General features: G+C 41.5%; 17 protein-coding genes. 16 read left to right on the top strand and 1 reads right to left on the bottom strand.

Annotated features, from left to right (window positions below; all coding sequences use genetic code 11):
- From Q0779_RS17930 to Q0779_RS17875, 12 genes are all read left to right on the top strand, one after another.
- The gene (locus Q0779_RS17930) at positions 1-660 is read left to right on the top strand and encodes a flagellar hook capping FlgD N-terminal domain-containing protein (RefSeq protein WP_298774691.1); all 660 of its coding nucleotides are present in this window, start codon (positions 1-3) and stop codon (positions 658-660) included.
- Between the two features lie 62 nt (positions 661-722).
- Complete coding sequence (gene flgE / locus Q0779_RS17925; RefSeq protein WP_298774689.1) at positions 723-1,931, top strand: flagellar hook protein FlgE; 1,209 nt, start codon at positions 723-725, stop codon at positions 1,929-1,931.
- Positions 1,932-2,014: 83 nt separating this feature from the next.
- The gene (locus tag Q0779_RS17920; protein WP_298774685.1) at positions 2,015-2,749 is read left to right on the top strand and encodes a flagellar basal body rod protein FlgF; all 735 of its coding nucleotides are present in this window, start codon (positions 2,015-2,017) and stop codon (positions 2,747-2,749) included.
- Between the two features lie 11 nt (positions 2,750-2,760).
- Positions 2,761-3,546: a flagellar basal-body rod protein FlgG gene (flgG, locus tag Q0779_RS17915; protein ID WP_298774683.1), complete on the top strand. Its 786-nt coding sequence runs from the start codon at positions 2,761-2,763 to the stop codon at positions 3,544-3,546.
- Positions 3,547-3,594: 48 nt separating this feature from the next.
- On the top strand, positions 3,595-4,257 hold the full coding sequence (flgH, locus tag Q0779_RS17910) for a flagellar basal body L-ring protein FlgH (protein ID WP_298774680.1): 663 nt from the start codon (positions 3,595-3,597) through the stop codon (positions 4,255-4,257).
- 47 nt (positions 4,258-4,304) lie between these two features.
- On the top strand, positions 4,305-5,435 hold the full coding sequence (locus Q0779_RS17905) for a flagellar basal body P-ring protein FlgI (RefSeq protein ID WP_298774678.1): 1,131 nt from the start codon (positions 4,305-4,307) through the stop codon (positions 5,433-5,435).
- An 82-nt stretch (positions 5,436-5,517) separates the two neighbouring features.
- Positions 5,518-5,946 (top strand): rod-binding protein, encoded by a 429-nt coding sequence (locus tag Q0779_RS17900; RefSeq protein ID WP_298774675.1) that lies wholly within the window; start codon positions 5,518-5,520, stop codon positions 5,944-5,946.
- 86 nt (positions 5,947-6,032) lie between these two features.
- Entirely contained in the window at positions 6,033-7,406 is a 1,374-nt protein-coding gene (gene flgK, locus Q0779_RS17895) for a flagellar hook-associated protein FlgK (protein WP_298774673.1), read from the top strand.
- 11 nt (positions 7,407-7,417) lie between these two features.
- Positions 7,418-8,332 (top strand): flagellar hook-associated protein FlgL, encoded by a 915-nt coding sequence (flgL, locus tag Q0779_RS17890; RefSeq protein WP_298774670.1) that lies wholly within the window; start codon positions 7,418-7,420, stop codon positions 8,330-8,332.
- A gap of 12 nt (positions 8,333-8,344) precedes the next feature.
- The gene (locus Q0779_RS17885; protein ID WP_298774669.1) at positions 8,345-9,400 is read left to right on the top strand and encodes a hypothetical protein; all 1,056 of its coding nucleotides are present in this window, start codon (positions 8,345-8,347) and stop codon (positions 9,398-9,400) included.
- Positions 9,401-9,847: 447 nt separating this feature from the next.
- Complete coding sequence (locus Q0779_RS17880; RefSeq protein ID WP_298774667.1) at positions 9,848-12,028, top strand: hypothetical protein; 2,181 nt, start codon at positions 9,848-9,850, stop codon at positions 12,026-12,028.
- A gap of 272 nt (positions 12,029-12,300) precedes the next feature.
- The gene (locus Q0779_RS17875) at positions 12,301-13,278 is read left to right on the top strand and encodes a transposase (protein ID WP_298774664.1); all 978 of its coding nucleotides are present in this window, start codon (positions 12,301-12,303) and stop codon (positions 13,276-13,278) included.
- Positions 13,279-13,534: 256 nt separating this feature from the next.
- On the opposite strand, the gene Q0779_RS17870 is transcribed toward Q0779_RS17875, so the two are convergent.
- Positions 13,535-13,768 carry a hypothetical protein gene (locus Q0779_RS17870; protein ID WP_298774663.1) on the bottom strand — a complete coding sequence of 78 codons (234 nt, stop codon included), beginning with the start codon at positions 13,766-13,768 and terminating at the stop codon, positions 13,535-13,537.
- A 335-nt stretch (positions 13,769-14,103) separates the two neighbouring features.
- Here Q0779_RS17870 and Q0779_RS17865 point away from each other — a divergent pair, with 335 nt between their 5' ends.
- The 4 genes from Q0779_RS17865 (at position 14,104) to Q0779_RS17850 (ending at position 20,511) form a co-directional block, all read left to right on the top strand.
- Complete coding sequence (locus Q0779_RS17865) at positions 14,104-14,934, top strand: flagellin (protein ID WP_298774662.1); 831 nt, start codon at positions 14,104-14,106, stop codon at positions 14,932-14,934.
- Positions 14,935-15,591: 657 nt separating this feature from the next.
- Positions 15,592-16,479: a flagellin gene (locus Q0779_RS17860; RefSeq protein WP_298774660.1), complete on the top strand. Its 888-nt coding sequence runs from the start codon at positions 15,592-15,594 to the stop codon at positions 16,477-16,479.
- A gap of 444 nt (positions 16,480-16,923) precedes the next feature.
- Complete coding sequence (locus Q0779_RS17855; protein ID WP_298774658.1) at positions 16,924-17,820, top strand: flagellin; 897 nt, start codon at positions 16,924-16,926, stop codon at positions 17,818-17,820.
- Positions 17,821-18,204: 384 nt separating this feature from the next.
- Complete coding sequence (locus Q0779_RS17850) at positions 18,205-20,511, top strand: S8 family serine peptidase (protein ID WP_298774657.1); 2,307 nt, start codon at positions 18,205-18,207, stop codon at positions 20,509-20,511.
- The last annotated feature ends 161 nt before the right edge of the window (positions 20,512-20,672 follow it).

The following is a 20,672-nucleotide window of genomic DNA, read 5'->3' as shown; positions in this document are numbered from 1 at the left end:
ATGAATGTTAATGCGTTATCCAGCAGTTATAACACCCCTGAAGTCGCAACCAGTGCAGACAGTTCAAGCGCACTAACCAACGAATTCATGACGTTAATGATTGCACAAATTCAAAACCAAGATCCAACTAACCCTATTGATGGCACAGAATATGTGTCTCAATTAGCGCAGTTCTCACAGGTCGAAAGTTTAGAAAAAATGCGCTCAGATCAAAACACCCAAATGGTGATGATTGAAAACATGGGCATAGTGCAATCAGCGAATCTAATTGGCAAAGACGCCATGGTCGCAGCCGATTCACTCAAAATTGAAGCTGACAGTGACACCATTCAAGGGAAAATTTATCTTGAAAATGCCACAAGTGAGGTGAGTGTTGAGATTGTCGATGTTAACGGCAACGTGGCCCACACCATCAACTTAGGCGCACAAGGTAAAGGCGATACTCCTTTTGACATAAACCCTCAAGTTCTTGGCTTACCTAAAGGCGAATACAAACTGCAAGCCAAAGCCACCACAGGCGATGAGTCCACCAGCTTAAAAACTTTCGTACAAGCACCCATTGAAAAAATTCACTTTGCCAGTGCCTCAGGCATGATGATGGCCGAACTTGGCTATGGACTAGGAACAGTTTCTGTTCTTGAAATATCTGAAGTGTCTTAATTGAACTTCCAATCAACGGCATTTAATTGACTTCATATTGATTTAATAAAGGAAACCTTCTTATGTCTTACAACATCGCACTGAGTGGCCTGCAAGCAACAACCCAAGACTTAAACACCATCAGTAATAACATCTCTAATGCATCAACTGTAGGCTTTAGAGGCGGACGCAGTGAATTTGCTGCCATTTATAATGGTGGTCAAGCTGGCGGTGTCAACGTCATGTCCACCACACAAAATTTCTCAACGGGCGGCACATTAAGCTATACCGGCCGTGAACTTGACTTAGGTATTCAAGGTGATGGTTTCTTCGTCTTATCCGGACAAGATGGCAGCACGTTATATGCCCGTGCGGGCATGTTCAATCAAGATGCAAATGGTTATGTGGTCGATCCTGCCGGTAACCGCTTGCAAGGTTACCCTGTTAATGCGGCAAAACAGCTGCAAAACGGTAATATCAGTGACTTACAAATCCAATCAGGCAACCTTGCTGCCAAAGCCACCACCTCAGTCGGGATTGCGTCCAATTTAGATGGCACCGCTGATATTATCGATCCTATTGCTATCCCTTTCGATGCTAATAACGGCAGTAGCTTTCATTCTTCCACCACCATTATACTGAATGATTCTCAAGGCGGAGAGCACGCCCTCACTGAATATCATGTCAAAACAGCTGACAATGCTTGGACCATTAATTATATGATGGATGGCGAGGTTGTTGGCACAAATAACCTGACCTTTAACAACGATGGCACGTTAAATACCGTTGGCACTAATGCCCTGAGTATTACTAGCGGTACCCACCCTAACATTATCGCAGGTGTTGAAGATTTAAACTTCAGTTTAAGTTATACCAACATGACACAAAATAAGAGTGCTTATAATAACTCGAGTCTCAGCCAAGATGGCTATAGCTCAGGCGAGCTAAACGGTATTCGTCTCGATGAAAATGGCATGCTTTACGGCACTTACACTAATGGGCAAGAGCAATTGCAAGGTCAAGTGGTATTAGCCGATTTTAACAATCCCAATGGTCTAACTCCTGTCAGTAACAATGCTTGGGCCGCCACAAACCAAGCGGGTCAAGCGGTCATTGGCTCGCCTACAACGGGCACATTAGGTGGGGTAACCTCAGGCTACCTTGAAGGGTCAAATGTGGATACCACCGCTGAAATGGTGAACCTAATGACAGCACAACGTAACTATCAATCAAATGCCAAAGTGCTCGATGCAAACTCAACCATGCAACAAGCCCTATTAAACGCCATTTAATGCCATTGACGCTTGACTGAGTGGCCTAGCGACTCAGTCCGTTTTCCATATTAAATAACCTAATAGGATGTAAGGATCACAGCATGGATAGAATGCTATACACAGCGGCCACAGGTGCGGCGCGAATAATGGAAGCTCAGTCCATTCGCGCAAATAACTTAGCCAATGCCGATACCACAGGTTTTAAAGCTGATCTCGAACGCGTTAATGCACAAACAGTGACGCCGATGGGCAACAGTTTGCGCACTCGCGTACTGGCACAAACGGAAGACACAGGCTTTAACAAACAGGCCGGCGCCCTAAACCCTACAGGCCGCACCCTTGATTTAGCGATCCGCGATCATGGCTTATTTACTGTGATGACAGACGAAGGTGAAGCCTATACGCGCTCCGGTGCCATTGTACCAGATGCAACAGGTCAACTGACTCTTGATGGTCGCAGCGTACAAGGATTAAACGGCCCAATTGTGCTGCCTGAATACCGTGAACTCTTTGTTGGCGACGATGGCCGTATTAGCATTCTAGGCGCTGAAGGCGCGATTATTGAGCAAGTTGCTCAGCTCAAAATGGTTAACCCTGAACTCGACACCATGAAGAAAGGACAAGACGGTCTGTTTTACAGCCGCGATGGCAATCCTCTTGTCGCCGATGACAGCGTCAGAGTCGACAGTGGTTTTTTAGAAGCCAGTAATGTGCAAGCCGTCAGTGAGCTTATCGCTTCAATGGATCTCAGCCGTCAATTTGAAATTCAAGTCAAATTGATGAAAAGCGCCGAAAAATTAGCCGAAGCAGGCAACCGCCTGATTAAAAACGCTTAAAGGATAAGAAAATGCAATCAGCATTATGGGTAAGTAAAACAGGCCTAACGGCTCAAGATGTTAAAATGACCACCATTGCCAACAACTTGGCAAACGTTAACACCACAGGTTTTAAACGTGACCGTGTCGCTTTTAACGATCTTTTCTACCAAGTACAACGTCAACCTGGTGGTCAAGTTGATGAGCTCAACCAACTGCCTTCAGGCTTACAGCTAGGTACAGGTACTCGCGTGGTTGGCACGCAAAAAGTTTTCACCACAGGCGACATGCTAACGACCAACCAACAGCTCGATATTGCCATTGAAGGACAAGGTTTCTTTCAAATTGAAGAAGCAAACGGCGATATTGGTTATACCCGTAACGGTCAATTTTATCGTAGCAGTGAAGGCTTAATGGTGACCTCTCAAGGTTTGCCTTTAGTGCCAAATATCGAAATTCCTGAAGATGCACTCAACATCACCATTGCAGCAGACGGTACTGTATCAGCACAAATTGCCGGTAACAGTGACTCACAAGAACTCGGTCAAATCACACTCGTCAACTTCAGTAACCCAACGGGTCTTGAAGCGCGCGGTGACAACCTTTACCGCGAAACATCCGCATCCGGTACCGCCATTGAAGGAATTGCAGGCGATCAAGCCATGGGCCAATTAAGACAAGGTTCGTTAGAAGGTGCAAACGTCAATGTTGTTGAAGAAATGGTTGAAATGATCTCAACCCAACGCGCCTATGAAATGAACGCCAAAGTCGTTTCAGCGTCAGATGACATGCTTAAATTTCTCAACCAGTCTCTTTAATCGAAACTGATGTTGTTCCACTTTACACCAATACGATAAGGGATACGAATGCGTCATTTATGGATAGGAGTGCTGTTAGTATTATCAGGTTGTGCAGCCCATTTTCCAGAGGCCGAAACCCAACCCGGTCTTGCTGAATGGGCACCGCCAGAAATCGATTACAGCCTACCAGAGGCAAAAGATGGCAGCCTATATCGTCAGGGTTATATGTTAACCCTGTTTAAAGATAAGCGTGCTTTTAGAGAAGGTGACATTCTCACCGTTGCTTTGGATGAAAAAACCTTTTCAAGCAAAAAGGCTGATACTTCAACCAGCAAAGATCAACAAATGGGTTTCGGTTTAACCTCAGATATTGATGGTAATGCTTATTCTGCCAATGCCGATGGATCTTTTGGTCGTGCCTTTGATGGCAGCGGTTCCAGTACACAGCAAAATCAACTGTCGGGTTCCATTACCGTCACCGTTGCTAAAGTACTGCCTAATGGTGCGCTCCTTATTCGTGGTGAAAAGTGGTTAAGGCTTAATCAGGGCGATGAGTATTTGCGCTTAATTGGCCTTATTCGTATCGATGATATCGGTACAGACAACACCATTTCTTCTCAAAGAATTGCTGATGCTCGCATCATTTATGGTGGCCAAGGCGCCATTGCCGATAGTAACTCTATGGGCTGGGCAGCACGTTACTTTAACAGTCCATGGTTCCCATTATGATGCGAGATTTATTCCAACTTCGATTCACTTCGGCAAGGAAGGGGAAAATGAAAAAATTAACATTACTCGCCAGTGTGTTTTTGATGCTAACCACAGGTCCAAGTTTCGCCCAAGAGTCGACCCAAACTCGATATCTCATGGACATTGTCGATGTACAAGGTATTCGTGGTAACCAGTTAGTGGGTTACGGTTTAGTGGTGGGGCTAAATGGCACAGGCGATCGCACTCAAGTCAAATTTACCAGTCAATCTGTTGTCAATATGCTTAAACAATTTGGTGTACAACTTGACGATAGAATCGATCCTAAATTGAAAAACGTGGCCGCCGTTGCCGTGCATGCAACCGTGCCAGCGCTCACCAGCCCAGGGCAAACTATAGACATCACAGTATCATCATTAGGTGATGCGAAAAGTTTACGTGGCGGAACCCTATTAATGACACCGCTAAAAGGGGTGGATGGTGAAATCTACGCCGTGGCGCAAGGTAACTTAGTCGTTGGCGGCGTTTCCGCTCAAGGTCGTAATGGCACCTCAGTGACAGTCAATGTCACCACAGTAGGCAATATTCCTAATGGCGCCATATTGGAAGCAGAAATTCCCAGTAACTTTCATGGCAAAGATCATATTGTCCTGAACCTTAGAGCCCCAAGCTTTAAAACCGCTCGCAATATCGAACGCGCCGTCAACGATCTTTTTGGTCCAAATGTCGCGGCAGCCGACAGCAAAGGCAAGGTATTAGTCCGCGCCCCAAAATCTCACCGTGAACGTATTACCTTCATGTCCATGCTAGAAGAGCTGCAAATTCTACAAGGGCGTAAACCACCCAGAGTGGTCTTTAATAGCCGAACCGGTACAGTCGTTATGGGTGGCGGTGTCGTAGTGCGAAAAGCGGCAGTTAGCCATGGTAATTTAACCGTGAGCATTATCGAAAAACCACAAGTCAGCCAACCAAACAGTGCAATTTATGGTGTCGCACAAGGCCGTACTGTGGTGACAACCGATAGCCAAGTGGATCTCGATACAGGCAGCGGACATATGTTTGTCTGGGAAGAAGGGGTTGCATTGGAAGAAATTGTCAGGGCCATTAACAGCCTAGGTGCTTCTCCCATGGACTTAATGTCTATTTTGCAAGCCTTAGACGAAGCTGGGTCACTAGAAGCCGAGCTCGTGGTCATATAATAACGGTTCAACCCCAGCAAGCTTATCGCTTAAGCAATTAGGCGGTTAAGCTTGCTTTTTAACATTCAGTAATGGCGTGCATATGAAACTCGACAATTCACATAGCTACTTAAATCAAACGAATGCTGGCGATCTTATCAAAAGCAACGGCGAGTACGGTGCGCTAAAACTGGTCAGCCAGCAGTTTGAAGCGCAGTTTTTACAAACAGTGCTAAAGCAAATGCGCAGTGCATCCGATGTGATGGCGGATGAAGATAACCCACTCTCGGCGCAAAAAGACAGCTTATATCGTGATTGGCATGACTCAGAGCTTGCCGGACGCTTAAGTCAAATGCAAAGCACAGGCCTTGCCAGCGTCATGACCAAACAATTAGCCAGCGCCCTTAAGTCACGCCCTGAAGCGGTCGCCTCTAATGAACAAATATCAACACAAAACGCCGCTAATATTGCGACCAATATATCAACCACAGCCATGCAGCCTGCGCTAATCACGCCAATAAACGTGAAGTAAAGCGTAAGCATGTCGGTATAACCCCCGCTCTGAACACATAGGGAATGGGTATTAGCAGCTTTGTTCGACTAAATTAAGGAAACAACATGAGTCTTCTCAATATTGGTATGTCAGGGCTAACGGCCAGTATGGCAGCCTTAAATACCACCTCAAATAATGTTGCTAACGCTGCGGTGGTCGGTTATTCACGCCAACAAGTCATGAGCAGCTCGGTAGCAGGTGGGCAATATGGCGGCGGTGCTGGCGTCAATGTGGATGGCATTCGCCGCATTTCAGATCAATATCAAGTCGCTCAGCTTTGGAATTCAAGCAGTAGCGTGGGTTACGCCAATACTCAACAAAGCTATCACAGTCAAGTAGAAACCATTTTCAATACTGACGGCAATAATATCTCTGAAGGCTTAGATTCCCTGTTTGCAGCGCTCAATGCCTCAATGGAAAAACCCAGCGAAACCGCTTACCGCCAAGGTGTGCTCAATGAAGCTAAAGCCTTAAGCCAGCGTATCAACTCAATCAGCGATAGTTTAAGTACACAAACCACCCAAATAGAAAGCCAAATTGGCGCTTCGGTCAATGAAATCAATACGCAACTTAACACTATTGCCCGTTTAAACACAGAGATCCAAGCATCGGCCAATAACGGCAATCCGTCTGCTTCATTATTAGATAGCCGTGATGTTGCCATTGATGATCTTGCCAAAATTATCGACATTCGCGTCACAGAAGAAAGCAATGGCATGGTGAATATCTCATTGGCTCAAGGCCAGCCATTACTTGCTGGCACTATCACCTCAACTTTAGTGACATCACCACTCAATAGTAATCCAACACTGAATCAAGTGAGTATTGAGTTTGGTCAGTCAAGCTTTCCTGTGGATGAAAGCACTGGTGGCAGTTTAGGGGCGTTACTGGACTATCGCGATAACGATCTCGCAGACTCCATCACTTTTACCAACGAAATGGCTAAAAACTTAGCGGATGAATTTAATACCGTACTCAAAAATGGTACCGATCTTAATGGTGCCACTCCAACAGTCGATTTGTTTAGCTATGATCCTGGCAACCCAGCAGGTACCTTAACCCTGACATCTGGCTTTACCTCTGACATGCTGGCTTTTGGTAAAGATAGTACCCCAGGGGATAACAGCAACCTTAAAGATCTTGTCAATATAGTTAATACTAGCTTTACCTTTGGCTCTATCAATGCCACTACCACTATGGGCGATGCCTTTGCAGCCAAAATCGGTCAACTAGGTTCAAGCGCACGTCAAGCCGGATTAAATGCTGAAACCAGTAAACAATTACAAATGAATGCACAAGCTCAATGGTCGAGCACTAGCGGCGTCAATTTAGATGAAGAGCGAGTGAATCTCATCCAATACCAACAACAATATCAAGCTAATGCCAAAATTATCTCTACGGCCGATCAGTTGTTTCAAACTCTTTTAAGCAGCATTTAAGGAAATAAATTATGCGCGTTAGTATGCAAAACATGTACAGCAGTAATCTGTATAGCCTACAAAAATCAACGGCTGAAATGGCTCGACATAATGAAATGCAAGCAACGTACACTAAGCTGCTTAAGCCCTCTGACGATCCTATCGGTGCCGTACAAGTCATAGGCACTGAGCGCGATGTCGCTGCAACGTCACAATACATCAAAAATATTGACTCGCTCAGTACTGGCCTTGATCGCTCTGAAACCCATTTATCCAGCATGATAGATTTACAAGGGCGTTTACGTGAAATTGCCGTTGCCTCTAACAATGGCAGCTTGTCACCAGAAGATAGAGCCGCCTACGGCGACGAAATGAAAGAACTCATGAAGAGCATGGTGTCATTAGTCAATGCAACCGATGAAAGTGGTAATTACCTATTTTCTGGTAATTTAACCAACACTCAGCCCCTGCTGAACACTGGTGGGGTGTACAGCTACCAAGGCGATAGTAACCAACGGGAAGTACAAGTAGCCAATAATACCTGGATGGAAGCCAATGTTACTGCAGAAGCCTTCATTTTCAGTAATGGCAGTAATGATATTTTCAATCAGGCTCAGGCTTACATGGAAGTGTTAAACGATCCCACATTATCACCGGGAGATGCTGGGTTCGATACCGCCGCTGAAGATATGCTTGCCACATTGGATGATACCCTAAACAGCATTAGTGCAACGATTACAGATTTAGGTGGTAAGCAAAATAGCCTAAGTTTAACCAAAACCTCTCACGAAGAAATGAATATTTTTAGTAAAGGAGTCATAGGTGAAATCAAAGATTTAGATTATGCTGCTTCTATTTCAGAATCAACAAAACTAATGACGGCACTTCAAGCCACACAATACACTTTTATTGAGATCAGTAAACTTTCGCTATTTAGCCAAACATAGAGATAAAAAATTATGCTTAATGGAGTTACAGACAGCCTAAATGTTCAACATCGCAGTCAAACTGTTAGTGCACCGATCAGTGAACTGCCACAATCTCTGCCAAACGTTCAGGCCAAAGTGTCCTCCATTCCGACCCACAGACTGGAATCTTATGTTCGCTGGGCAAAAGTCACCCAAGGGCAACATAAGATTTCAGCAGCACAAGTCACTGAACATAGCTTAAAACAAGTGGTTCAGTTGCTTAAAAAACTGAAAAAACAAGTCAATGTATCGCTAAAAAATACCTCAGCCATACACGCAGAGCCCGATCAAACCTGTTTACGATTACAGCAAAGATTAGTGAATCTCACTCCCCAATACCAAGGTAAAGCCCTAATTGATCATCAGCTTAATGTGATCTCCCCTAGCCGACCAGCAAGTCCACGCCAATTTAGATTGAAATCTGTGGAGCTAACACAACCTAAAAGCAGAGACGAGCGCATTAGCTTACAGCTCGGCGGTACTACAATAAATATCACCTTACCGGCGAATTACTCTCAAGCTCGTTTATCGAGCCATCTAGCGGCAAGTCTTCAACCTCTGGGGATCCAACTGCAAGCTCAACACGCACCAACTCATCAAGCAATGGGCACGCAGACATTGCCTAGTTTGTTTAATACTCACGAGCAACAGTGGCAACTAATAAAAGATGGCATCTTTATGACGGGACAAGGTCAACGCCTACCAGCTGGAGAGCCCAGATTAATTAAAGTCATCGAAGAGCTTAACTGGCAAGATCCAAGAGAATGGCAATTTAATAGCCAGAGTGAACTGAAGCAAAGCCTGGCCAAGATCAGTAAATCCTTGAGTAAGATTGAAAAACAATTGCAAGAATTAGGCGAAGTACAACAAAAAATCCGTTTACAACTTAAACAGGTCAACACGGCTCAACAGCCCGATTTTGATGTGCAGACGACTTTACAGCGCCTTAATACCCTCATGCAGCCTAGCCCTTTCAGTGCCCATGTACGATCACTCATGGCACAAGCCAACGTTAATCGCAATCAAGTGTCGTCATTGTTAGGCTAGTATAAATTCGATAATAAATTGAAGTCACCCATCTACATGTTGGGTGATTGGCATCAGCATGCTCCACCACACATCAACACTCCTTTATCCACGCGAAGAACAATCTAAATGGCTCTAGCCTCTAAAAAGCATCTCTATACTTTCACCTCTATAACAGAATAATCCATTAAGTTTAATCGACTGCCATTTAATTAAATTGACATTTTATTATCTACAAAATATCACATACACAGTGGTCAAACCTCTAGATAACTCGTAAGACGAGTATTTATTCGATCTTCATCACAATTTGTTAATAAAATGTTTAATTTGTGATGAGGGAGGGTTTATTTGCCACTCCTTCAGGGGTAAGGTAGCGCCAATTGAAAGACAAGAACGATAGCATTGATATAAAGATCACCCGTTCATTGCTATCCAAGTACTCAACAAATTTAAAAGGAAATGACTGTGCGTACTTATATTGGTTCTATTTCACGTTTCACAAGTTTGATGACATTCACCTCTTTAAGCATAACAGCATTAATCTTATCACCCTCAGCGTTAGCTACAGATTATTACGCTTCAGAGCAATGGGTTATACAGCAAGATGTTCAGATTGATGCCGGTGACAGGATCATCGTTACCCAAGACACCCATGTTTATTTAAGCGCCGATGCGAAAATCACAATTGATCCAAATGCCGCATTAATTTTGGAAGAAGGGGTTAATATTGATATTGGTGAAAATGCTGAAATTGCGGTTTATGGTGAATTAAACTCGTTTGGCAATGCTTACAACATGAATAGATTGCAATCAGTGCAGCTATCACCAACAAATACCGACTGGCAAGGCATAACGACTTACAATGGCTCTACAGTGAACTTGCAATACACTCAAATAAGCCACGCAGTCAATGCCATCCGCGCCCAAATCGGCACCACTATTTTGTTCCCCGCTAATTCGGACACCCATAATAATTATTTAGACACCCATAATAATTATTTAGACACCCATGTTAACACTGAAACAGCAAACACGATAAATAGTACGCCTACCAGCCAACTTAATGTCCGCTATAGTACTTTCAGTCATAACCAAACAGCTATCAACATTAGTGAGTTACATACATTTGGCCAATTAGATTCCAACATTCAATACAATCAATTTAGTGATAATGAATACCACCTTTATACATCTAGCCAAGCACATACTCATGGTACAGAACTAAGTCCATCCATTGTTGATGCTCGCTTTAATTGGTGGTCTACAACCGATACCAGTCAAATAAAACAAAGTATTCGAGATACCCAAAGCATTTCAAGCGAAGAGAGCCGAAACAACCATGCATTAAGGGTCGACTACAGTCATTACAGGCAATCGATCTACTACAATGACATTTTAACCAATGCATTCATGTTGGCATTACCTCAAAAATGGAAATTAGACGACCCTATCACCATAGATCCAGGATTCAATCGAGAAAGTCATTATCAATTGGATGGTAATTTTTTAATTGCGGGAAATACCCAATTCAAGCCATACCAATTAGCAACACTTACGGCAAACAGTTTGCTCACTGTCAGTGAAAATAGCATGCTCACCATTACTGAAACAGCAAGGTTTATTGCGGAACCAGGCGCCGTCATTTACTTACGTCAAAATAGTCAAATCAATGTAGATGGTCACTGGCAATTGTTTGAAGGCGTTCAAGTTATTGCAGAAGAAGGCGCTAAAATAAATCTAAATGGTAGCTTATATGCCAACGGAGCCTCCCATAACAGAGTTAATTTTAGCGCTGCATCGCACTTAATCAACCAAGAGTGGCAAGGGATCCAAGTCTCTCAAGGAGCAGAAATAAACCTTAGATACTCACAAGTTCAACATGCACAACAAGGCATTTACGCCAATCTAGTACCAGCAATTACCTATCCAGAAAGAATTAACTCAAACACCTCTTTAAATCTTATCAATGAGCCAACAAAAATAAAAATCACCCGTACTCGTTTCATTGAAAATGAGCAAGCCATACGCATTGATGTCGTACCAGAAACTCAAAATGTCGAAACATTAATTGAATATAATGACTTCATTGATAATAACATCCACTTATTTAGTCAGGTCTACCCTTTCCATGCGTATGCAGAAGAAAGTCAGCATTCTTTTGAGGCTTCAATTCCTTTATCATCAATCATCATAAATGCCAAATTTAACTGGTGGGGAAGTCATTTAATCTCTGAGATATCTGATAAAATCATAGACTTTCAACATGCAACTAATGAGATTGATGGCTTACGTGTCAATTATAGCCAATATCGTAACTCACCAATTTTAAATGATATCGCTAGGAATAGCTTAGTTGTTGAATTACCAGATGACTTGAAAATTTCCGATCCATTTGAAATTGACCCAGGCTACAACCTTGAAACGGAATATGAACTCGATGGTAATTTTATCATTGCAGGTGATACTCAAATCAAGCGCTATCAAGTGGTTACCCTAACTTCAGGCAGCCATTTACACATTAGTGACGACATGACTCTGTCTATTTCCCCTAACGCAATTTTCATTATTGAGCCCAATGCAAGTATTACCTTTGGGCACAATAGCCAGCTAATGACTCAAGGATTATTAATAGACAGAAACCATTAATTTACAATCCACATTACGCGCTCCCCAGTATAAAGCCAATGCATTCTGTATTGGCTTTATACCTCAAAATATTGATTACTATAAAAACTTATTATCCACTCCCCTTCAACGTCATTGACAGCCTATTTGAAGATCATTCCGCCCCAAATCAGTTTAATCAAGAAGTTTAATCAAGACACCCATTTTAATTCGAAATTCATATTGACCTTAAAACATCAAGTATTTTGGACTAGGCTTAATATAGTTGATGCTAAACAGCTAAGGTCGTATTCATGCCTACCCCAAGAAAATCCATTATTAGTCTAGAAGATACATCTTTTTATCACTGTATTTCACGATGTGTACGTAAAGCATTTTTATGTGGCGTCGACCATTATACAGGGCAATCTTATGAACATAGGCGAGAGTGGGTAGAAGAACGCTTACTGCAATTAGCACAAATATTTTCTATCGATATTTGCTCATATGCCATTATGTCTAATCATGTACATTTAGTCTTAAGCATTGATATTTATCAAGCCAATAATTGGAGTAATAAAGAAATTGTTGAGCGCTGGCACAAACTATTCAAAGGGACAAACATCACTCAAAAGTTCAGTAAGGGCCTACAGCTTGAGAGCCATGAAATTGATACTTTAGCACACACAATAGCAACTTACCGAAGCAGACTGAGTGATATTAGCTGGTTCATGCGTACACTCAATGAGCCCATAGCGAGAATGGCGAATAAAGAAGATAAATGCAGTGGACGATTTTGGGAAGGAAGATTCAAATCTCAGGCATTACTTGACGAAGCCGCCATTATTGCTTGTATGGCTTATGTGGATCTCAATCCTATTCGTGCAAAAACAGCGAATACTCTAGAAAACGCAGATTTTACTAGCATTCAAAAGAGAATCAAATCCACAACTGCTAACAAACAACCTCAGTATTTACTTCCTTTCATCGGTAATAGAAGCCAAAATTCACCTAAAGGGTTAACCTTCCATTTTCAAGATTATTGCGAACTACTCAATGACACCAGTCTAATTATTCAGGGAAAAAAACAGGCATCTCTCTATATTCCAACAAAAACACTTCTGGAAAAACTCAATATTCCCATCCAAAACTGGATCAAACTCACTTCTGACTTTACTCGATTATTTAAAGGCCCTGTCGGAACATTACAAGAACTCAGCCTTTACTGTGAACACTTAGACAAAAAAAGAAGACAAGGAGCCGCCAATTGCCACCAATGGCTGGAACCTTAAACTGTAATATCCTTAAAATATAACAAATGATCACTTATCCTCCTTCATTGAATCAATTTCAATGAATCAAATATCTAATGATTCAAAAACACATAAAAGCGTCTAACCGATGAATTTAAGCCTTCAAGACTAGATTTCGGCCTTTCGACCCTCGATAGCTCATCACAAGAAGTTCATCAAGCCAACAAAATCCCTTTTTAGAATATCATTCATACCCTTAATTCAGCGCTAATTTTGGGTGTCTTGATAATGGATATTAATAATGGATAGTGGTGCTTTGATAATAGTGCTGGATGTCTTGATAGCGTTCTCTTGATAGCGTTAATAGTGGATAGTGGTGCTTTGATAGTAGTGCTGGATGTCTTGATAGTGCTGGATGTCTTGATAGTGCTGGATGTCTTGAAAGTGACATCTGAATAGTGACACTGACATAAATACGAGCAATAAACACTCTAAAACGAACAGAAGCATTAAGACCTTGGTCAAACATCAATGAATTACAAGGAGGGAACCACTAAAATTGATGTGAATTAGACTAATTAATGATTAATTATGGGTGTCTTGATAGTGGGAGGGGGAGCCGGGGTTACAAAAAATTAATCTTTTGGGGTAAATTAAAACAAAGTGGATAATAACCAATTAAATCAAAAACAAAAAACAAATTCAAACTACAAAAAACTGTGATCTTTTTATAACAAAACCGAACATTAGATCATTTTTTTTCACACAAATGTTCAGTTTGTTGTTTGAGCGTCGTTTTATTGAATGTGACAAACAAAATAGACTTTTTAATTTTTTTAAAGACGCTTTAATAAGGATTTGAACATGTTATCTGTACATACTAATAATGCTTCACTGATCGCTCAAAACTCAGTCAACAAAACCAATGACCTGCTTTCAAACGCTATGGAGCGTTTATCTACCGGTCTTCGTATTAACAGTGCAGCTGACGATGCTGCGGGTCTACAAATCGCCACTCGTTTAAACGCAAACGTTGTGGGCATGCAAACTGCTAGCCGTAACGTGTCTGATGCCATGTCTATGTTACAAACTGCTGATGGCGCGCTAGAAGAACTAACAACCATCGCTAACCGTCAAAAAGAGCTAGCGACACAGGCGGCGAACGGCGTGAACTCAAAAGAAGATATGGATTCTTTAGATGCAGAATTCCAGCAACTTAATGCAGAAGTTAAACGTATTATTGAAAAAACTGAATTTTCTGGTAATAAATTATTTGAGGCCACCGACGGTGTATTAACAGGTACTGGTACTAGTTTCCAAATAGGTTCTGGTTCAGACGAAAGATTAGATGTAGCTTTAGGTACATTAGCTGAGCTAACGAATCAAGTTGCTAACGGCACTGACACTGATAAAACTGACGCACTTGCAGCTATGGATGCAGTAGATGGGTTTCTTCAAGCCGTTTCAACTGAACGCTCAAAGCTTGGCGCTAACATCAACCGTTTAGGTCACACAGCAGCTAACTTGGCTAACGTGACTGAAAACACTATGGCAGCTTCTGGTCGTATCATGGATACTGATTTCGCAGTTGAGTCTGCTAACATGACTAAGAACCAACTGCTTGTTCAAGCTGGGACTAACATCCTATCTTCAGCTAACCAAAACACTGGTTTGGTTTTAGGTCTTTTAGGTTAATTCCTTAATATAAAGACAAGCAAAGCGCTTTCTTAGTATAGTAAAATACTATCACGAGGGGCGCTTTATTTATTCATGGGTAGGACATTTATCGATAATCGACTTGTGAATAAATAAGAATAAAGTCAGCGTCCTAGTGAGTTAACTTTTTTCGTTTAGCCCTGTCAATATAGCCTTGTCAGGAATGAAACTTAATATTTGCTCCGCGATAGTGGGTTTGAAATGTATAATTTGATTGGTGTCAGCTTATATGTTTCTTATATGCTTAAGATAAGAATGGTATTGCGTTTCATTTTTCGGTTAATTTAGTTAACTTACTAGGCTATTTTCCACTCTCCTTCTTCGTTTTAATCTTAGCCTTCTTTATGACTTTATAATGACCTTATAAATAATGCAGATTAACAATCAAGTGGACCGCTTTTATCTTCATTCGAACGATTTGTTGATGATTATAATTAACGATTTCAAGTTAGAGCCACATTGGATTCTAACCCGATTCATGAATGAGTTAGAGCATTTATACCTTTTCCCTAATTTTTCTATATCCACATATGCATTGCAAAGTCATCACTAACATAAAAATGAATGCGATAGAGGGGAGCTCATCAAACGTTTCATTTAACATCACAATGATCAACATATTTTAAGGGATATATTATGTTATCAGTACACACGAATAATGCCTCATTAATAGGGCAATATTCAGTCAACAGCAACAATAGCTTACTTGCTAGCGCCATGGAACGATTATCGACGGGGCTGAAAATTAACAGCGCTGCCGATGATGCTGCGGGTTTACAAATTGCCACTCGTTTAAATGCCAATGTGATAGGCATGCAAACCGCTAGTCGTAACGTATCAGATGCAACTTCTATGCTACAAACGGCTGATGGTGCGCTAAGCGAAATCACAAACATTGCCAACAGACAAAAATCGCTAGCTATTCAAGCCGCTAACGGTGTCAATTCAGCAGAAGATCTCAAGTCTCTGGATAAAGAATTTCAAGAGCTTACCACTGAAATTGAACGAATAATGACAGAAACGACTTTTGCCGGAAATGCATTATTTGATGTATTAGATGCTGGCGTTAACTTTCAAATTGGTGCGTCTAGCTCAGAAACCTTAAGTGCTCAAGTTGATTTCATTGATGTAGAAAAATTTGGCATGACTGATGCTCAAGGTAATGGTGGCCGTGTAGAACTCACTAGCATGAGTTTAACGGACACCAGTGAGGCAATTGACTTTTATGCAGGTCAAGACGGCTCTGGTGCGGCAGGAGCAATGGACGCTATTGATGGATTACTTAATTTGATAGGGGAAACTCGCTCTTCATTAGGTGCAAACATCAACCGCTTAGGGCATACAGCATCAAACCTAGCTAATGTCACTCAACATACACAAGAAGCATCTAGTCGTATTATGGATGCAGATTTTGCCATTGAATCGGCAAACATGACGAAGAATCAATTATTAGTGCAAGCGGGGACAAATATCCTATCTTCGGCTAACCAAAACACTGGCTTAGTATTAGGGCTGCTGAGCTAAACTCAATAGTATTAGATAGGTTTGTACTTAATATTTTGTACGTTCGAAAGAGCCTTAACTTTAACTTTGTTGAAGCTCTTTCTTATTTCATTCTTATCTAACGGTTTAAATTAACATCACAGCTGTTTAAATTAACACCATAAGAACGCGTTATAAATCAGCAGTATTATCAACTTAAAAACACAACCCATGTGAAATAAAAAACCAAATTAAAACAAAAAACAAATACAAAAAAAACAAATTAAATCAACAATAAATAATATAAAAACAATTACTCATATTTCACAACCAAGAATCATTAACCCTAAAGAATTGATTTTAAAGAAAATAAAAAATAAACCCACTAAAACCCTGCCCTTTTTTATAAATCCTTTCAGTTCCGAAATTTGGCGTCGTTTTAATTTTGCTGACACCAATCATGAATACATTTTCGGAGATAGAGAGATGTTATCAGTACAAACTAACAATGCTTCACTAATCGCACAAAATTCTGTAAACAAAACCAATGACCTACTATCCAATGCAATGGAGCGTTTATCAACGGGTCTACGCATTAATAGCGCGGCTGATGATGCAGCAGGATTACAAATTGCTACTCGTTTAAATGCTAACGTGACAGGCATGGAAACGGCTAGCCGTAACGTGTCGGATGCGACTTCTATGTTGCAAACAGCTGATGGTGCATTAGAAGAAATTACGACTATTGCTAACCGTCAAAAAGAATTGGCTACGCAAGCTAATAACGGTGTGAACTCAGGTAAAGACTTAGCAGCTTTAGATGCTGAATTTCAGCAGTTAACAGCTGAAATGACACGTATTCTTGAAGAAACTACCTATGCTGGCAATAACTTATTTGATGCACTAGCTAACACTACAACCTTCCAAATTGGTGCTTCAAGTTCTGAAACTTTAGATGTTACCGTTGCTCAGACAAACTTAGCCGCGATCACAGCAAGCGATGCTAATGGTGCAACAGCAACCGTAGATTTAACTGCCCTACGCCTAACTGATGCAAGTGTAGATGCAGACTATACTGGTGATACCATTGTTACTCAAGGGGCTGGTGCGGGTGGTGCAATGAATGCAGTTGATGCACTGATTGATGTTGTTGGTGAAGCACGTTCAACTTTAGGTGCTAACATTAACCGTTTAGGCCACACAGCATCAAACCTTGCCAATGTAACTGAAAACACCAAAGCGGCTGCGGGTCGTATCATGGATACTGATTTTGCGGTTGAAACTGGTAACATGACGAAGAACCAACTTCTTGTTCAAGCTGGGACTAACATATTATCTTCAGCTAACCAAAACACTGGTTTGGTTATGGGTCTTTTAGGCTAATATCCAGCTGATGACTCGAATGCTTAACCGTTGAGTCATCACTCACGATATTAATCAATCAGGGTATAGTAACGAAAGTACTGTACCCTTTTTTAATGTACTCTTTTTTTATATACCATTCCCCTTCCCTGCTTTATTCCTCCATTAACAATTACTCTTACTTTTCTTTCCCCTTCCTTACTTCCCCCATTAGCAATTACAGAGTTTATTTATTCTTATTTTGGTCGCTTTTTATTTTGCCAGTCATATGGTTAACAATACTTTAAAAAGGGTGAAAAATAAGCAGTGGCGCACGTCACAAAAATAGATTAATGAAGCAATACAAAAATACTTAACATAAAAATAATAAGGCGATCCAAAAGGATCCCACAACATGGACTCGTTATGATAATAAAAAAAATGCCCCTGATAGCCATTAAGTTATCACTTTTGTCTTTAGCTATATCAAATCAAGTAAATGCCAATGCAATAGAGCAAACAAGCATTTTAGCGCCCGCTCAAGCATCTCCAACATCGGATTCGATGAACCCATTACCTAAGCGCTATATTGTTAAATTTAAAAACCCATCCAATAACATGCGTCGCTCTTCGACTCACTTAAACACCGCAGCGAGTTCAAGTTCTCATTCACTGAACTATGAGCCTATGAGTCATGAAGTGTTTACTCAAGAAGCGATTTTACAGCAAGCGGTAAGTTTTGATACCGAGCGCGCCGATGTGCGCAGAATTGGCCGAAGTAATAGTTATACTAGTGCGCTTTCACAGACAGAAGTCGATGCCCTAAAACTTAGAGCGGACGTTGAATATGTTGAAGAAGATGTACCTAGAAGATTATTTAATAGTAACTTTACCTTCAATGAAGCCAGTCCATGGGGACTCGATCACATAGGACTACTGTCTGATAATAATGACCTACTCGATGATAGCCAAACCAGTAACCGCACGGTTTGTATTATCGACTCAGGTTATGATATTAGCCATCCAGATTTAAACGGTAATAATGTTAGCGGCACCAATGTGACAGGCACAGGTGATTGGTCTGTACCGGGTGTCAATAATGCCCATGGCACTCATGTTGCTGGCACTATCGCAGCGATCAGTAATGGTCAAGGCGTTATAGGTGTCATGCCAAACCAAAATGTCAATGTTCATATTGTTAAAGTGTTTAATAGCGATGGTTGGGGTTATGCCTCTGGCGTCGCAAGTGCTATTGATAAATGCGCTGAAAATGGGGCTAACGTTATTAACATGAGTTTAGGTGGCCCAAGTCGTAGTTCTTTAGAAGAAACCGCCCTGCAAACACACTATAATAATGATGTTTTGCTTATTGCTGCCGCAGGAAATGATGGTAATAATGCACTGAGCTACCCCGCTTCATATGACAGTGTCATGGCTGTTGCCGCTGTCGACAATGACGGTAATCACGCTGCTTTTTCACAATATACACCTCAAGTTGAAATATCGGCACCGGGAGTAGCTGTTTTATCGACGGTCACTCAAGGCGAAGGGTATCTAGCCGACATTATTGTTGACGGGAAATCGTATATTGAGCATCAAATATTCCCAGCCACTCGTTACCTTTACACAGGCAGAGTCATTAACGGTAAAAAAGAAACCCTATCGGCTAATATATTAGGCAGTGTCACAGGCGATTTAGTAATACTTGATTGCAGTATGAACAATTTAAATCAAACCAGCTGTACAGGTAATGTCACAAACAGCATTTGTTTGATCGATCAAAAAGAAAATGGAGTCACTTGGGGGATTAGTGCTTGCCAATATTATGGTGCAAAAGGGGCCATTGTTTTCAATGGAGAACAACTTCCAGGGCTTAAAAATAGCAGTTTTGTCGATGCAAATGGTAGCATCAACTTGATTGCAGCTAACGTAGACAGAGCAACAGGGCTTTTACTTAAAGAGAAATTAGGTTCCAGTACTACCTTAAGCACATTTGATGATGGCGACTATGCTTTCTACGATGGCACTTCTATGGCCTCACCCCATGTCGCGGGTGTCGCCACTTTAGTGTGGAGCCATCATCCAGAATGTACAGCAACAGAAGTCCGCGCCGCGTTAACCGCCACAGCTGACGATATTGATGTTGCTGGGCGAGATGACCGAACCGGTTATGGCTTAGTGAATGCCAGCGCTGCCAGTATTTATTTAACGGATTCTTGTGAAGGTTCAGACCCTGTTGACCCTATTGACCCTGTTGACCCTGTCGACCCTATCGACCCTGTTGACCCTGTTGACCCTGTTGACCCTGTTGACCCTGTTGACCCTGTTGACCCTGTTGACCCTATCGACCCTATCGACCCTATCGACCCTATCGACCCCGTTGAAGATTCGATTATATATAGCTACACAACCCAAACTAACATTCCAGATAATGATGATAATGGAGTAACACTACCAATTACAGTCACTCATTCAGGCAATGCGAGCAATATTAGTATCAATGTCGACATCACTCACAGTTTTGTGGGCGATCTTAAAATTGATCTATATAGCCCAACGGGTGAAGTGACTACATTACATAAAAATTGGGGAGGCAGTAATAACAGCCTAGTTAAGACCTATAATCTTGATATGTCGAATGTTAGTTCTCAAGGGACTTGGAAGTTGAAAATTGTTGATAAATATAGAAAGGACTCTGGCCATATTAATTCTTGGAGCATAAGCTTCTTATAATCTCATTACCTTCATTTATGCACAGACAATCATACCATTAGGCGCTTATTGTTAAGCGCCTTTTTATTTTCCATTTTACGATGCCTATACCCAAACCACTTGAAGATGCAGGATTCAGCTGGAATTAAAACGCGTTTAGGCAAGGTCATTAATTGCTCCTG

This window comes from uncultured Shewanella sp., from assembly GCF_947491715.1.
In the GTDB taxonomy this organism is placed as follows: domain Bacteria; phylum Pseudomonadota; class Gammaproteobacteria; order Enterobacterales; family Shewanellaceae; genus Shewanella.
This window is presented reverse-complemented; position numbering and strand designations above follow the sequence as displayed.

Coding starts and splice junctions, on each gene's coding strand:
- Q0779_RS17865 (WP_298774662.1), top strand. CDS start 14,104: ATGTTATCTGTACATACTAATAATGCTTCACTGATCGCTCAAAACTCA.
- flgK (WP_298774673.1), top strand. CDS start 6,033: ATGAGTCTTCTCAATATTGGTATGTCAGGGCTAACGGCCAGTATGGCA.
- flgE (WP_298774689.1), top strand. CDS start 723: ATGTCTTACAACATCGCACTGAGTGGCCTGCAAGCAACAACCCAAGAC.
- Q0779_RS17905 (WP_298774678.1), top strand. CDS start 4,305: ATGAAAAAATTAACATTACTCGCCAGTGTGTTTTTGATGCTAACCACA.
- Q0779_RS17855 (WP_298774658.1), top strand. CDS start 16,924: ATGTTATCAGTACAAACTAACAATGCTTCACTAATCGCACAAAATTCT.
- Q0779_RS17920 (WP_298774685.1), top strand. CDS start 2,015: ATGGATAGAATGCTATACACAGCGGCCACAGGTGCGGCGCGAATAATG.
- flgH (WP_298774680.1), top strand. CDS start 3,595: ATGCGTCATTTATGGATAGGAGTGCTGTTAGTATTATCAGGTTGTGCA.
- Q0779_RS17885 (WP_298774669.1), top strand. CDS start 8,345: ATGCTTAATGGAGTTACAGACAGCCTAAATGTTCAACATCGCAGTCAA.
- Q0779_RS17900 (WP_298774675.1), top strand. CDS start 5,518: ATGAAACTCGACAATTCACATAGCTACTTAAATCAAACGAATGCTGGC.
- Q0779_RS17875 (WP_298774664.1), top strand. CDS start 12,301: ATGCCTACCCCAAGAAAATCCATTATTAGTCTAGAAGATACATCTTTT.
- flgL (WP_298774670.1), top strand. CDS start 7,418: ATGCGCGTTAGTATGCAAAACATGTACAGCAGTAATCTGTATAGCCTA.
- Q0779_RS17860 (WP_298774660.1), top strand. CDS start 15,592: ATGTTATCAGTACACACGAATAATGCCTCATTAATAGGGCAATATTCA.
- flgG (WP_298774683.1), top strand. CDS start 2,761: ATGCAATCAGCATTATGGGTAAGTAAAACAGGCCTAACGGCTCAAGAT.
- Q0779_RS17850 (WP_298774657.1), top strand. CDS start 18,205: ATGATAATAAAAAAAATGCCCCTGATAGCCATTAAGTTATCACTTTTG.
- Q0779_RS17930 (WP_298774691.1), top strand. CDS start 1: ATGAATGTTAATGCGTTATCCAGCAGTTATAACACCCCTGAAGTCGCA.
- Q0779_RS17870 (WP_298774663.1), bottom strand. CDS start 13,768: ATGTTTGACCAAGGTCTTAATGCTTCTGTTCGTTTTAGAGTGTTTATT.